The organism is Stenotrophomonas sp. YJH_SMC_138 (assembly GCF_059369855.1).
Genome location: NZ_JCAFTB010000005.1, coordinates 201,230 through 215,590, shown reverse-complemented (window position 1 = coordinate 215,590; position 14,361 = coordinate 201,230). Strand labels below are relative to the sequence as shown.

15 protein-coding genes are annotated in these 14,361 nt (G+C 69.2%); 11 read left to right on the top strand and 4 right to left on the bottom strand.

Annotated elements, in window-relative coordinates:
- Positions 1-102: 102 nt before the first annotated feature.
- On the bottom strand, positions 103-909 hold the full coding sequence (locus tag AC5P7I_RS13055) for an amidohydrolase (protein ID WP_262087993.1): 807 nt from the start codon (positions 907-909) through the stop codon (positions 103-105).
- A gap of 14 nt (positions 910-923) precedes the next feature.
- Positions 924-2,072 (bottom strand): pyridoxal phosphate-dependent aminotransferase, encoded by a 1,149-nt coding sequence (locus AC5P7I_RS13050; protein WP_262087994.1) that lies wholly within the window; start codon positions 2,070-2,072, stop codon positions 924-926.
- Positions 2,073-2,251: 179 nt separating this feature from the next.
- On the opposite strand from AC5P7I_RS13050, the gene ccmA reads away from it, so the two are divergent.
- The 11 genes from ccmA to AC5P7I_RS12995 all read left to right on the top strand — a co-directional run bounded on the left by ccmA (position 2,252) and on the right by AC5P7I_RS12995 (position 10,651).
- Positions 2,252-2,881, top strand: a complete 630-nt coding sequence (ccmA, locus tag AC5P7I_RS13045; protein ID WP_014037834.1) for a heme ABC exporter ATP-binding protein CcmA — start codon at positions 2,252-2,254, stop codon at positions 2,879-2,881.
- Positions 2,878-3,573 (top strand): heme exporter protein CcmB, encoded by a 696-nt coding sequence (ccmB, locus tag AC5P7I_RS13040; protein WP_014647762.1) that lies wholly within the window; start codon positions 2,878-2,880, stop codon positions 3,571-3,573. The genes ccmA and ccmB overlap by 4 nt, the downstream gene beginning before the upstream one ends.
- 43 nt (positions 3,574-3,616) lie before the next feature.
- Complete coding sequence (ccmC, locus tag AC5P7I_RS13035) at positions 3,617-4,387, top strand: heme ABC transporter permease CcmC (protein WP_032960090.1); 771 nt, start codon at positions 3,617-3,619, stop codon at positions 4,385-4,387.
- Entirely contained in the window at positions 4,384-4,572 is a 189-nt protein-coding gene (ccmD, locus tag AC5P7I_RS13030; RefSeq protein ID WP_005410342.1) for a heme exporter protein CcmD, read from the top strand. The genes ccmC and ccmD overlap by 4 nt, the downstream gene beginning before the upstream one ends.
- Positions 4,569-5,030 carry a cytochrome c maturation protein CcmE gene (gene ccmE / locus AC5P7I_RS13025; RefSeq protein WP_262087995.1) on the top strand — a complete coding sequence of 154 codons (462 nt, stop codon included), beginning with the start codon at positions 4,569-4,571 and terminating at the stop codon, positions 5,028-5,030. Before ccmD ends, ccmE begins: the two co-directional genes overlap by 4 nt.
- Entirely contained in the window at positions 5,031-6,950 is a 1,920-nt protein-coding gene (locus tag AC5P7I_RS13020; RefSeq protein ID WP_262087996.1) for a heme lyase CcmF/NrfE family subunit, read from the top strand.
- Positions 6,951-6,958: 8 nt separating this feature from the next.
- Entirely contained in the window at positions 6,959-7,576 is a 618-nt protein-coding gene (locus AC5P7I_RS13015; protein ID WP_014647766.1) for a DsbE family thiol:disulfide interchange protein, read from the top strand.
- A 4-nt stretch (positions 7,577-7,580) separates the two neighbouring features.
- A complete protein-coding gene (locus tag AC5P7I_RS13010) occupies positions 7,581-8,030 on the top strand; it encodes a cytochrome c-type biogenesis protein (RefSeq protein ID WP_180834974.1) in 450 nt (149 codons plus the stop codon).
- The gene (locus AC5P7I_RS13005; RefSeq protein WP_169410942.1) at positions 8,024-9,013 is read left to right on the top strand and encodes a tetratricopeptide repeat protein; all 990 of its coding nucleotides are present in this window, start codon (positions 8,024-8,026) and stop codon (positions 9,011-9,013) included. The genes AC5P7I_RS13010 and AC5P7I_RS13005 overlap by 7 nt, the downstream gene beginning before the upstream one ends.
- A 180-nt stretch (positions 9,014-9,193) precedes the next feature.
- Entirely contained in the window at positions 9,194-10,306 is a 1,113-nt protein-coding gene (gene metX, locus AC5P7I_RS13000; RefSeq protein ID WP_032958152.1) for a homoserine O-acetyltransferase MetX, read from the top strand.
- Positions 10,307-10,651: a DUF1294 domain-containing protein gene (locus tag AC5P7I_RS12995; protein WP_180834973.1), complete on the top strand. Its 345-nt coding sequence runs from the start codon at positions 10,307-10,309 to the stop codon at positions 10,649-10,651. It abuts the gene before it with no gap.
- 112 nt (positions 10,652-10,763) lie between these two features.
- Here AC5P7I_RS12995 and cydC read toward each other — a convergent pair whose 3' ends face one another.
- Together cydC and cydD are read right to left on the bottom strand one after the other, a co-directional pair.
- The gene (gene cydC / locus AC5P7I_RS12990; RefSeq protein ID WP_169410946.1) at positions 10,764-12,443 is read right to left on the bottom strand and encodes a thiol reductant ABC exporter subunit CydC; all 1,680 of its coding nucleotides are present in this window, start codon (positions 12,441-12,443) and stop codon (positions 10,764-10,766) included.
- Entirely contained in the window at positions 12,440-14,185 is a 1,746-nt protein-coding gene (gene cydD, locus AC5P7I_RS12985) for a thiol reductant ABC exporter subunit CydD (RefSeq protein WP_262087997.1), read from the bottom strand. The genes cydC and cydD overlap by 4 nt, the downstream gene beginning before the upstream one ends.
- Positions 14,186-14,361 lie beyond the last annotated feature (176 nt).

Below are 14,361 nucleotides of genomic sequence, written 5' to 3'. Positions count from 1 at the left end.
TCCAGTTCGGTCGGACTGCCGGCGAATCTAGCAGCGCGCGCGTGCACGCTGGATGCAGGCGCGCGCGCTGCGTGGCAGGCATTCAGCCGCCGTCGTGCTGTTTCAGGCCTGCTCGTCCAGGTGGAAGGCATCAGCATCGAGCATCGCCGGGAAACGCGCGCGATGTGCAGCCAGTGCTTCGGCCGAAATGGTGGTGGTCACCACCTGTTCGCGTTCGCGGATCTCCACCTGCGGCTGGCCGAGGAAGTCGATCACCGCGCTGTCGCCGGCGTAGTGCAGCTGGTTGCCGTCCACGCCGACGCGGTTCACCGCCGCCACGAAGCACAGGTTCTCGATCGCCCGCGCACGCAGCAGAGTCTTCCATGCATAGGCGCGCGCCGACGGCCAGTTGGCGACGAAGATCTGCAGGTCGAAATCCAGCTGCTGCGGACGCTCCACATTGAAGCGGTTGCGGCAGAACACCGGGAAACGCAGGTCGTAGCAGACCTGCGGATTGATCCGCCAGCCCTTCCATTCGACGCTCAGGCGCTCACGGCCGGCGGCATAGCGCTCGTGCTCGCCGCCGTAGCGGAACAGGTGGCGCTTGTCGTAGTACTGCAGGCCGCCCTCTGGCGTTGCGAACAGCAGGCGGTTGTAGACGCCGTCGCCCGCGCGCAGCTGCACGCTGCCGATCACTGCCGCGTTCAAGACCCTGGCCTGTTCGCGCACCCAGGCCACGGTCGGCCCGTCCATGCCTTCGGCCTGGGCGATGGCGTCGTTGGAGAAGCCACTGGTGAAGGTCTCCGGCAGGATCACCAGGTCGGTACTGCCGGCCAGCGGTGCCAGCAACGCACCGTAGTAGGCGCGGTTGCCGGCCGGGTCATGCCAGCGGGTGTCGCCCTGGACGAGGGAAATGCGCAGGTCCTGCATGTCCGTGTCTCCGCTCACAGCAGGCGCAGGCGTTCGATCGCCGCGTCCATGGTCGCTTCGTTCTTGGCAAAGCACAGGCGCACCAGGCGCTGGCCGGCCGGCGGAGTCTCATAGAACGGCGACAGCGGAATGGCGGTGACGCCCTTCTCGATGGTCAGCCACTTCACGAACTCATGGTCCGGCAGGTCGCTGATCGCCGAATAGTCGACCAGCTGGAAGTAGCCGCCCGGCACCGGCAGCGCCTTCAGGCGGGTACCGGCCAGCTGCTCGCGGAAGCGGTCGCGCTTGGCCTGATAGAACGCGCCCAGTTCCAGGTGGTGTTCGGGTTCGTCGCGGATCATCGCGGCGAAGCCATGCTGCGCCGGGCCGAAGCTGGTGAAGGTGTTGTACTGGTGCACCTTGCGGAACTCGGCGGTCAGCGCCGGCGGGGCGATCGCATAGCCGATCTTCCAGCCGGTGCAGTGGTAGGTCTTGCCGAAGCTGGAGATGACGAGCGCGCGCTCGCGCAGTTCCGGGTAGCGCAGCGCCGATTCATGGCGACGGCCGTCGTAGATGATGTGTTCGTACACCTCATCGGAGATCAGGTAGATCTGCGTGCCGCGCAGCAGTTCGGCCAGCGCCTGCATGTCCTGCGCCGACAGCATCGCGCCGGACGGATTGTGCGGGGTGTTGACGATCAGCATGCGGGTGCGCGGGGTGATCGCTGCGCGCACGCGGTCCCAATCGACCGCGAACGTCTGCGGATCCAGCGACACATGTACGGCCCTGGCACCGGCCAGGTCGATCGCCGGTTCGTAGCAGTCATACGCCGGGTCCAGCACGATCACTTCCTCGCCGGCACGCACCACGGCGTGGATGGCGTTGAAGATGGCCTCGGTGCCACCGCTGGTGACGGTGATCTCGCTGTCCGCATCGACCTGCGCGCCGTAGCAGTCCAGCACCTTCTGTGCGATGGCCTGGCGCAGCGGCGCCACGCCGGTCATCGGCGGGTACTGGTTCAGCCCGGCGGCCATCGCCTTGGCGGTCTCGTCGATCAGGCGCTGCGGCGCCGAAAAGTCCGGGAAACCCTGGCCCAGGTTGACCGCGCCGTGTTCGGCGGCGAGCTGGGACATCACGGTGAAGATCGTGGTACCGACCTTGGGCAGCTTGGTGGTGGGTTGCATCGGCCTGGGCTGTGGGGGAACAAGGGATCCGAGTTTACGCAATCCGCGCGTCGGTAGCGCCGGCCGCCGGCCGGCAACCTCGGCTGGCAGGTGGCGAAATTGCCGGCCAGCGGCCGGCACTACCCTGTGAATTCACCGCTACAATTGCCGCCGCACTCCGGCATGAAGACCTTTGCCCCTTGAACACCCCTGCATTGCTGGCTGCCAGCGGCCTGAGCTTCTCCCGCAATGACGAGCCGGTGTTCGGCCCGCTGGACTTCCATGTGGACGCCGGCGAAGCCCTGCTGGTGCAGGGCGGCAATGGCGCCGGCAAGACCACCCTGCTGCGCGTGCTGGCCGGCCTGGCCCGGCCCGGTGCCGGCCAGGTGCGGATCGACGGCAAGCCGGCCAGCAATGCCGAGCGCGCGCGCTATGTCGCCTACCTCAGCCACCTGCCAGCGCTGAAACCGGACCTCGGCACGCTGGAAAACCTGCATTTCCTGTGCGGCCTGCACGGACGGCGTGCGCGGCAGATGCCCGGCAACGCGCTGGCCATCGTCGGCCTGGCCGGTTATGAGGACACCCTAGTACGGCATCTGTCGGCCGGACAGAAGCGGCGGCTGGCACTGGCGCGCATCTGGCTGTCGCCGGCGCCGTTGTGGCTGCTGGACGAACCCTATGCCAACCTCGACCTGGAGGGCATCACCCTGGTCAACCGGATGATCTCGGCGCACCTGCGCGCCGGTGGCGCTGCGCTGGTCACCACCCACGGTGCCTATGCCGCACCGCCGGTGCGCACCCGCCAGCTCGACCTCGGCGGTGCCGCGTGATCGCGCCGGGCACCGAACCGGGCCTGTGGCAGACCGCAGGCGCCCTGCTCAGGCGCGACCTGCGCCTGCTCTGGCGCCGCCGCGGCGATGCGCTGCAACCGCTGCTGTTCGCGGTGCTGGTGGTGGTGCTGTTCGCCCTGGCCCAGGGCCGCGAACCTCAACTGCTGGCCGCCACTGCCGGCGCCGTGCTGTGGCTGGCCGTGCTGCTGGCCGGACAGCTGTCGCTGGATTCGCTGTTCCGCTCCGACGCCGAGGATGGCTCGCTGGAACAATGGCTGCTGGCGCCGGTACCGCTGGCCTGGCTGGTGCTGGTGCGCGTGCTGCTGCATTGGGCCACCACTGCGCTGCCGCTGATCGTGGTCAGCCCGCTGCTGGCCGAAATGCTGCATCTGCCGCATGACCAGCTGCCGATGTTGCTGGCATCGTTGCTGCTGGGCACGCCGTTGCTGAGCCTGATCGGTGGCGTGGTCGCCGCGCTGACCGTAGGCATCCGACGCTCTGGTATTCTCGTGGCGCTGCTGTCGTTGCCGCTGTACGTGCCGGTGCTGGTGTTCGGTGCAGGCAGCCTGGCGGCAGCCGGACGCGGACAGGATCCGGTCGGTGCGCTGCTGATGCTGGGCGCCGGCCTGCTGGTCGCGCTGGTGCTGGCGCCGCTGGCCACTGCCGCTGCAATACGTATTTCTCTGAGTTGACCGAGCTGAGAGCCAATCCACCCCTGCTGGATAGCCGCCACGCATGAATCCGATTGTCCGCTGGTTCCACCAACTCGGTTCGCCCCCCACGTTCGACCGTTTCGCTGCCCGCTGGTCGCGGGTGTTCTACCTCGCGGCGGTGCCGGTGCTGCTGGTCGGCATGTGGCAGGCGCTGCTGGTGGTGCCACCGGAAGCCAAGCAGCTGGATAGCTTCCGCATCCTCTACATCCACGTACCCAGTGCCTGGATGAGCCTGTTCGTCTTCGCGCTGATGGCGTTGTATGCGGCCATCGCACTGGTCTGGCGGATCAAGGTCTGCGAGATCCTGGCCATGGCCTGCGCGCCGATGGGTGCCGGCTTCACCCTGATCACCCTGTTGACCGGCAGCATCTGGGGCAAGGGCACCTGGGGCACCTGGTGGGACTGGGACCCGCGCATGACCAGCGAGCTGGTGCTGCTGTTCCTGTACCTGGGCGTGATCGGCCTGTACCACGCCATCGAGGACCGCCGCAGCGCCGCACGTGCGGCCGGCCTGCTGGCCATCGTCGGTGTCAGCCTGCTGCCGGTGATCCGCTACTCGGTGGACTGGTGGGGCGGCCTGCACCAGCGCCAGTCGATCAACGTATTCGGTGAATCGGCGATCAGCAGCGCGATGATCGCGCCGCTGTGGTGGATGGTGATCGGCACCAAGTTCTGGTTCGCCGGTTCGGTGCTGGCCAAGGCCCGCGCCGACAATCTCGACCGCGAGGCCGGCAAGGCCTGGGTCGGCGGCCGCGTCGATGCCGGACGCCCGGCCCGGGAGGCCCAGCCATGACCCACCTGCCCTATGTGATCGGTGCCTACGCGGTGTTCGTGCTGGTGCTCGGCGCCGATGCCATCGGTTCGTGGCTGCGCCTGCGCGTGGCGCGCCGGCTGGCACTGGCCCGCCAGCAGCGCCAGCAGACCCGCGCCGGCAGGCAGGACGCAGCGGCGCCGTTGTCGACGGAGCTGGAACGATGACCCCGGTACAGCGCCGCCGCCTGGTGTGGGTGCTGCTGGCCCTGCTCGCCTCCGGCCTGGCCACCGCACTGGTGGCGATGGCACTGGAGCGCAACATCGCCTACCTGTACACGCCGTCGGAAGTGCTGCGCGGCGATGTCGATGCACAGTCGCGCTTCCGCCTCGGTGGCATGGTGGTGAAAGGTTCCTTCAACCGACCGGTCGGCTCGCTGGAGGCGCGCTTCGAGGTGACCGACGGCGACGCGCAGCTGGCGGTGACCACGTCGCGGATCCTGCCGGACATGTTCGCCGAAGGCACGGCGGTGGTCGCCAGCGGCCGCCTGCAGGACGGCACCTTCGTCGCCGACGAGGTGCTGGCCAAGCACGATGAGAAGTACGTGCCGAAGGAAGTGGCCGACAAGATGGGCGACGCCCATCGCAAGCACGACGTGCCGGTGTCGGCACCCGAGGTGCGCTGAGTGCTGCCCGAACTGGGTCAGATCCTGCTGCTGTGCGCGTTGCTGGCCTCGCTGCTGCAGGTTGGCCTGCCGCTGGTGGGTGCGCAGCGCAACAATACGGCGTGGATGGCGGTGGCACGACCTGCCGCGTTCGCGCAGCTGCTGCTGGTCGCCGGCGCGTTCGCGGTACTGACCGCCGCGTTCGTGCAGCAGGACTTCTCGGTGCGCTACGTGGCCGAGAACTCCAATTCGCTGCTGCCGATGGTCTACCGCTACTCGGCGGTCTGGGGCGCGCACGAGGGCTCGCTGCTGATGTGGGCGCTGGTGCTGGCGCTGTGGACCGGCGCGGTGGCGCTGTTCTCGCGGCACTTGCCCGCACCGGTGCAGGCGCGCGTGCTGGCGGTGATGGGCGTGGTCAGCGTCGGCTTCCTCGCCTTCCTGATCTTCACCTCCAACCCGTTCCTGCGCCTGAACCCGGCACCGCTGGAAGGCCGCGACCTCAATCCGCTGCTGCAGGACCCGGGGCTGATCATCCATCCGCCCATGCTGTACCTGGGCTATGTCGGCTTCGCGGTGCCGTTCGCCTTCGCGGTTGCCGCACTGCTGGAAGGCCGCGTCGACGCACGCTGGCTGCGCTGGACGCGGCCGTGGACCAACGTCGCCTGGGGCTTCCTGACCCTTGGCATCGCGCTGGGCAGCTGGTGGGCCTATTACGAGCTGGGCTGGGGCGGCTGGTGGTTCTGGGACCCGGTGGAGAACGCCAGCTTCATGCCGTGGCTGGTCGGTGCGGCATTGATCCATTCGCAGGCCGTCACTGAAAAGCGCGGCACCTTCGGCAGCTGGACCCTGCTGCTGGCGATCGCCGCCTTCGCGCTGTCGCTGCTGGGCACGTTCCTGGTGCGCTCCGGCGTGCTGACCAGCGTGCATTCGTTCGCCGCCGATCCCTCGCGCGGCTTGTTCATCCTGGTGTTCCTGTCGGTGCTGGTCGGTGGCAGCCTGCTGCTGTACGCGCTGCGTGCCAGCCAGCTGAGCGTGGACGCCGAGGACCCACGCCGTGGCTTCACCGCCACCTCGCGCGAGACCCTGCTGCTGGCCAACAACCTGCTGCTGGCCACCGCCTGTGCGATGGTACTGCTCGGCACGCTGTACCCGCTGCTGGCCGATGCGCTGTCGCTGGGCAAGATCTCGGTCGGCCCGCCCTACTTCGGCAGCCTGTTCCTGCTGCTGATGGCGCCGATGATCCTGCTGCTGCCGTTCGGCCCGCTGGTGAAATGGCAGCGTGACCAGCCCTCGCGCGCCTTCGCGCTGCTGGCACCGTGGCTGGGCCTGGCGCTGCTGCTGGGCGCGCTGGCCTGGTGGCAGGCGCCGCAGAACGGGTGGAAGGCCGGCATCGGCGTGGCCGCTGCGGCCTGGATCGCGCTCGGCACCGCACGCTTCGTCTGGCAGCGCCTGCGCGGCAATGGCCGCTTCACCGCCGAAATGCTCGGCATGATCGTCGCCCACGCCGGCATTGCCGTGTTCCTGGCCGGCGCGCTGCTGGTGGAGGCGCTGAACGTGCAGCGCGAAGTGGCGCTGGCACCGGGCCAGCAGCTGGTGGTCGGTCGCCACGAAGTGCGCTTCGAAGGCGTGGACCATCGCGAAGGCCCCAACTTCATCGCCGACCGCGGCCACCTGCGCGTGTTCCGCGACGGCCGCGAGCTGGCCCTGCTGCACCCGGAGAAGCGCCAGTACGCCAGCGGCGGCCAGGTGATGACCGAGGCCGGCATCGATGCACGCTTCAATGGTGATGTCTACGTGGCATTGGGCGAGCCGCTGGGCAACAATGCATGGGCGGTCCGGGTGCACATCAAGCCGTACGTGCGCTGGATCTGGCTGGGCGCGCTGTTGATGGCCCTGGGCGGATTCATCACCGCCGCCGATCGCCGTTTCCGTCGTCCGTAGGAGTTCCCATGTCCGAGTCCCCCACCCCGCGTCCCTCCCGCCCGCTGCCGCCGGTAGCCATCGTGATCGGCGTGCTGTTCTTCTTCGGCCTGCTCGGGCTGATGATCTACGGGGTGATGAAATCAGGCGATCCGCAGCGCGACGTACTGCCGTCGGCACTGATCGACAAACCGGCGCCGGCATTCGCGCTGCCGGTGCTGCACGACCCGGAAATGATCGTGCACAGCGACGACCTGCGCGGCGCGCCCTACCTGCTGAACGTGTGGGGCAGCTGGTGCGCGGCCTGCCGCGAGGAACACCCGGTGCTGACCCGCTTCGCGGAAAGCAAGCGTGTGCGCGTGATCGGCTACAACTGGAAGGACGACCCGACCGACGCGCTGCACTGGCTGGAACAGCTGGGCAACCCGTTCATGGTCGTGCTCAGCGATGTCGAGGGCCGCACCGCGATCGACTGGGGCGTGACCGCCGCACCGGAAACCTTCCTGGTCGATGGCAGCGGCATCGTGCGCTGGAAGTACAGCGGTGCGATGACCCAGCGCGTGGTCGACGAGAAGCTGATCCCGGCGCTGCAGAAGATCGAGAAGGCCCAGGGCAGTGCCGGCAACACCCTGCATACGGCGCCCTGAGCCCATGCGCTGGGTGCTGGCGTTGCTGCTTCTGACGCTGCCGCTGGCCGCGCTGGCCCAGCAGCCGCTGCACGATCCGCAGCCGCTGCAGTTCCGCGATGACGCCGAGGAACGCCGCTTCCATGACCTGGCCGCGCAGCTGCGCTGCGTGCAGTGCCAGAACCAGTCGCTGGCCGATTCGAACGCGCAGATCGCCCAGGACCTGCGCCGCGAGGTGCTGCAGCTGATGCAGCAGGGGCACGACGACGCACAGATCAAGCAGTTCCTGGTCGCGCGCTACGGTGAGTTCGTGCTCTATCAACCACCGTTGCAGCCGGGCACCTGGCTGCTGTGGGGTGGCCCCCTGCTGGTGCTCGGCGCCGGTGCACTGGTAGTGCTGGGCATCGTCCGCCGACGTGGACGCACCGTCGGCGCGGCGCCGGCCGGCAAGGCCGATGAAGGAGACGAATGGTGAACCATTGGCTGCCGATGCTGGCCGGGCTGGTCGCCGCGCTGATGGCAGCGCTGGTGTTGTGGCCACTGCGCCAGCGCGGTCGGCGCGGTTTCGTGGTCGGCGTGCTCGCGCTGGGCGTGGCCGGTGCCTGCCTGTATCTGCTGGTCGGTGACCCAAGGGCGGCACAGGTACAACCGACCCCGTCGGCAGCCACCCTGCGCGATGGCGTGCAGGCACTGCAGGACGCACTGGAGCGCGACCCGCAGCGTGCCGACGGCTGGGCATTGCTCGGCCGTTCGCAGGCCGAACTGGGCAACGCCGCAGCCGCGGCGGATGCCTTCGCGAGGGCCGCCGCATTGGCACCGGAAGATCCGGGCGTGCTGGTGGAAGCCGCGCAGGCGCGCGCGCAGGCTGATGCCGGCAAGCAGTTCGATGACACCGCAATGGCCTGGTTGCAGCAGGCGCGCGCACAGGCTCCCGATGCCGAGCGCGCCAGCTGGCTGCTGGGCATCGCCCTGCGCCAGCGCGGAAAGAACGCCGAGGCCGCGGATGTGTGGAGCGGCCTGCTGCCACGACTGGAGCCGGGCGCCGCGCAGGCGCTGCAGGCACAGATCGCCCTCGCGCGCGAGGCCGCTGGCCAGGCGCCCGATGCTGGCGCTGCGGCGCCACCGGCGCTGCTGCAGGTGCGCGTGCAGCTGCCGGCACTGAAGAACGCCGAGTGGCCAGCCAGCACCCAGGTGTTCGTGCTGGCCCGTGCCGTCGGCGGCCCGCCGATGCCGGTGGCCGCTCGCAAGCTGCCGCTGAGCGGATTCCCGGACACGGTCGGGCTGGGCGACGGTGACAGCCCGATGCCGACCGCACCGCTGTCGGCCCATCGCGAAGTGGAAGTGGTGGCACGCATCTCGCGCAGCGGCAGCGCCAACCGCAGCGAGGACGACCTGCAGAGCGTTCCGGTGAAGGTAAGCCTGCCCCACGACGGTGTTGTGGAGCTGCGCTTCCCTTGACCTGTAGAGCCGAGCCCATGCTCGGCTGCCCGGCGCCGGCAACTCAACCGCAGCCGAGCATGGGCTCGGCTCTACAGTAGATCCACGCCATGCGTGGATGCGACGGTCCGGTCCGCGTCCATCCATCCATGGAAACCAGCGTGTCGCCAGCTCCACATGCAGCCCCGCTAGAATGACTGCATGACCGAATTCATCCCGCCCGGCACCCGCTTCCACGCCCTGCCATCGCCGTTCCCGTTCAAGCGCGGTGGCGCCCTGCATGGCGCACGGGTGGCTTACGAGACCTGGGGAACGCTGGCCGCTGACGCCGGCAATGCGATCCTGATCGTGACCGGCCTGTCGCCGGATGCGCATGCGGCGGCCAACGAGGCCAATCCTGCGCCGGGCTGGTGGGAAGCGATGGTTGGCCCCGGCAAACCCATCGATACCCGCCGCTGGTTCGTGGTCTGCGTGAATTCGCTGGGCAGCTGCAAGGGATCGACCGGCCCCGCCTCGATCAACCCGGCCAGCGCTGAGCCCTACCGCCTGGACTTCCCCGAGCTGTCGATCGAAGACGGCGCTCGCGCCGCGATCGAAGTCGTGCGTGCGCTGGGCATCGCGCAGCTGGCCTGCGTGGTCGGCAATTCCATGGGCGGGATGACCGCGCTGGCCGTGCTGATGCTGCACCCGGGCATCGCGCGCAGCCACGTCAACATTTCCGGCAGTGCGCAGGCGCTGCCGTTCTCGATCGCGATCCGCTCGCTGCAGCGCGAGGCCATCCGTCTCGACCCGCGCTGGAATGGCGGCCACTACGACGATGCCGAGTACCCCGAGTCCGGCATGCGCATGGCGCGCAAGCTGGGCGTGATCACCTACCGCTCGGCACTGGAATGGGATGGCCGCTTCGGCCGCGTGCGGCTGGATTCGGACCAGGCCGACGACGATCCGTTCGGGCTGGAATTCCAGGTGGAAAGCTATCTGGAAGGCCACGCACGGCGCTTCGTGCGTTTCTTCGATCCCAACTGCTATCTGTACCTGAGCCGTTCGATGGACTGGTTCGACCTGGCCGAGTACGCCGACGGCGACGTGCTGGCCGGGCTGGCGAAGATCCGGGTGGAGAAGGCACTGGCGATCGGCGCCAACACCGACATCCTGTTCCCGGTGCAGCAGCAGCAACAGGTCGCCGACGGCCTGCGTGCCGGCGGTGCCGATGCGCGCTTCATCGGCCTGGAATCGCCACAGGGCCATGATGCCTTCCTCGTCGATTTCGAGCGTTTCGGCCCGGCCGTGCGCGGCTTCCTCGACGCGCTGTAAGTGGCGTGGCGGCGTAACCTCGCGCTGGCCGCCTTCGGCGCGCTGACCGCCTTGATGATCAGCGGTGTGCTGCCGTTGTGGCTGGGTGGCTGGTGCCTGCTGGCCAGTGCGGTGTCGTTCGGCCTCTATGGCCATGACAAGCGCGCGGCGCAGCGAAAGCGATGGCGCATTCCCGAGCGCACCCTGCAGCTGCTGGCCTTCGCCGGAGGCTGGCCCGGCGCGCTGCTGGGCCAGGCGCTGTTCCGCCACAAGCATCGCAAAGCCGCATTCCAGTGGATGTTCTGGCTGTGCGTGCTGGCCAACGTGGCCTCGATCGCGGTGATGCTGCGCGAGTTCTCCCATTGACCGGCCTGTAGAGCCGAGCCCATGCTCGGCTGGCTTGCTTCCGGAGCCGAGCATGGGCTCGGCTCTACAGTAGATCCACGCCATGCGTGGATGTGCCGACCAAGGTCGGCATCTACCGAAGCACTTCGCGCTCCAACACCCCATCGCGCAACCGGTACTGCGCATCGACCACGCCTTCGGGCAGGTCGTCGTGGGTGATCATCAGCAGGCTGCGCCCGTCCAGCAACCCGGAAAGGTCCTGCAACAGCGCACGTGCGGTATCCACGTCCAGGCCTTCGGTGGGTTCGTCCAGCAGCAGGATCGGCGCATTGCGCAGCAGCGCGCGCGCCAGCGCCAGGCGTCGTGCCTGGCCCGCCGACATCGTCGCGCCGTTCTCGCCCACCCAGGCCTGCAGGCCACCGTTGCGCTCGGCCCAGTCGCCCAGGCGCACGCGACGCAGGACCGCCCACAACGCGGCATCACGGGCGTCGGGATCCCCCAGCCGCAGGTTCTCGGCCACGGTACCGGCAAACACCGGTGCGTTCTGCGGAAGCCAGGCCAGCTGGCGGTGCCACTCGGCCTGGGCGACGTCGCGCAGGTCGCGTCCGCCATAGGTGATTCGCCCCTGTTGCGGATCCCACAACCGCAGCAGCAGGCTGGACAGCGTGGTCTTGCCACTGCCGCTGTCGCCACGGATCGCGATGCGTTCTCCCGGCGCCAGGGTCAGCTGCAGGCCGGACAACACCGGCCGCGCGGCACCTGGCCACTGGAAGTGCACGTCATCCCAATGCACGCGCGCCGCCTGGGGTACCGGCTGCGGCGTCTGCGGATCCTCCACCGTCGGCGGTTGTTCGACGATGGCCTGCAGGCGGTCAGCAGCAATGCGCCCGGACTGCAGCGACTGCCAGGCCAGGCCCATGCCGGCCCAAAGTTCGATCAGCGCCACGGTCAGGAAGACGAGGCCCGCGGCCATTTCCGGCGCGATGTGCTGCTGTTCGGCGGCGTGCAGGGCCAACGCCAGCATCGCCACCAGGCCCAGCCCCGCCACCAGGCCGTGCAGGGTCGAGGCCGCGATCAGGCGCCAACGCCGACGACGATCACGCGAGGCCAGCTGCTTGGCGGCCACGCGTACCTTCAGCTGCCAAGCCGCATCGGCATGCAGCGCGGCCAGGTCACCGGCCCCCTCCAGACCTTCGAATGCAGCGGTGCGCAACGCCGCGCGGTGCGCGGCACGATCGGCCTCTTCGTCGTCATGGCCACGCACGCCCAGCCACGGCACGCCGAAGGCGATCAGCAGCGCCAGCACCGCCAGCAGTACCGCCGCCGAGGGCAGGATCAGCGCTGCCGAGGCAACCGCCACCAGCGACAGCGCGCCCAGCGCCACCAGCGGCCCGATCGCACGCACCAGCAGCCCATCCACTTCGCCGATGTCCCCCAGCAGCCGCGCCAGCAGCTCGCCGGTGCGCGTGGCGCCCAATCGTGCCGGCGCCAGTGGCAGCGCGCGGCGGAAGAACCACACGCGCAGGTCGCGGGCAATGCGCAGCGTGGCATCGTGGCCGACCAGCTTTTCGAAGTAGCGCGACACGATGCGCGCCATGGTCAGGCCACGGATGCCGGCCGAGGGTGAGAAGAAATTGAAGCCCTGGCCGAGGCCGGCCGCACCGGCCAGCGCGGCCGCCGTGAGGAAACCACCGGACAGGCCCAGCAGCGCCGTGCCGGCCAGCATCGTGGTCCACAGCAGCAGCAGGGTCAGCAACAGGCGCGGCCGGTGCCGCAGGAACACGGCGCGCAGCGAATCGGGCGAACGGCTCACGCGCGCACCGCCTGTGCCGGTTCCACCAGCCGGCCTTCCGGCAACAGCAGGCAACGGTCGGCCCACGCGATCACGGCCGGGCTGTGGGTGGCGACAACCACGCTGCGGCCACGTGCATAGGCGGCCAGGCTGCGCAGCAACGCCGCTTCGGTATCGGCATCGAGGAACGCGGTCGGTTCATCCAGCAGCAGCACCTGCGGGTCGCGCAGCAGCAGGCGGGCCAGGCCAATGCGGCGGGCTTCACCACCGGACAGGCCGAAGCCGCGTTCGCCGATCACCGTGTCCAGCCCCTGCGGCAGGCGCTGGGCAAACTGCAGGACCTGCGAAGCCTCGGCCACCGCGCGCAACCGCGCGTCGCTGGCTGCGGGATCGGCCAGGCGCAGATTGTCGGCGATGCTGCCATGGAACAGGTACGGTCGCTGGCTGGCATAGGCCACCTGCACGCCGGGGCGCAGCTGCAGCTTGCCGGCACGCGGCGGCAACCAACCGGCCAGCGCCTCCAGCAGCGTGCTTTTGCCGGACCCGCTGGGACCGACCAGGGCCAGGCGCTGGCCCGGCTCCAGCAGCAGGTCCAGATCCCGCAGCACATCCTGCGGCGCCCCCAACGGGCGCAGTACCAGTCCTTGCGCCTGCAGTGGCGGCAAGGCGGCCTCGGCCGGCTCCACCGCCAGCGGCGCAACCTCGTTCTCGATCAGGCCCTGCTCGTCCGGCAGCGACTGCAGCAGGCGCTCCACTTCGGCGGCGGCGGCCAGTGCATTGGCGCGATCATGGTAGTGCGCAGCCAGCCGTCGCAGCGGCGCATAGAACTCCGGCGCCAGCAGCAGGCAGAACAGGCCCGCACCCAGCGTCGGCACCGCTGCATGCAGCGACATCATGCCCAGATAGCTCAGGCCCAGGTACAGCGCCACGATCGCCACGCTCACCGAGGCGAAGAATTCCAGCACGGTGGACGACAGGAAGGCGATGCGCAGCACCTTCAGGGTGCGCACGCGCACGCCTTCGGCGGCGGCCTCGATGCCGGCCAGTTCGGCTTCGCCACGGCCATACAGGCGCAGCAGGCCCAGGCCCTTGATGCGGTCGGCGAAATGGCCGCTCATGCGCGCCAGTTCGCCCAGCTGCGCGCGCCCGGCGGCTTCAGCGCCCCAGCCCACCAGCATCATGAAGAACGGCACCAGCGGCGCGGTGAACAGCAGGATCAGCGCCACCACCCAGTCCACCCAGGCGACAGCGGCCAGGATCAGCAGCGGCACCACCACCACTTCGGTGCGCACCGGCAGGAAGCCGCTGTAATAGCTCTCGATCGCATCACCGTGATGCAGCATCAGTTCGCCCAGTTCACCGGTGCGGCGCTGCCGCAGCCAGAGCGGGCCCTGGCCCAGCAGGCGCGCGAACACGCGTTCGCGCAGTGCCAGCCGGGCGGCGTCGGCCACGTCACCGGCGGCGGCCTGGGTGGCGCTGCCCAGCAGGGTGCGCAGTACCAGGATCACCGCCAATCCCGCCAGCACCGGCAGGCCAGAGGCCAGCGGCACGCGCTCCACCAGCACCTGCTGCACCAGCCAGGCGATGGCGGCAGCCTGCCCGATCAACAGCGCGCCGGACAGGCTGATGCACAGCGCGGCCAGGCGCTGGCGGCCCCGGGCGGAGCGTGCCAGGTCGGCCAGCCAGGCCGTGCGCACACGCCGCTGGCGGGCGGTTTCAGCTTCCGGGGACAGGCCGTCAGGGGTCGTTTCGGCAGCGCTCAAGAGGTCTTCACGGGCAGCGGGGGAGACACGGCATTGTAGGCGCAGGCAATAGCCCGCCCCTGCGGCCGGCGGTCGCAGTCTTCATCAGGTTGGCATACGATCAACCGGGGCACCTGTTCATACATTGATCTGGATCAAGGCTGTTTGAAGTAGTCGGTCACATCATTCACGTCGTA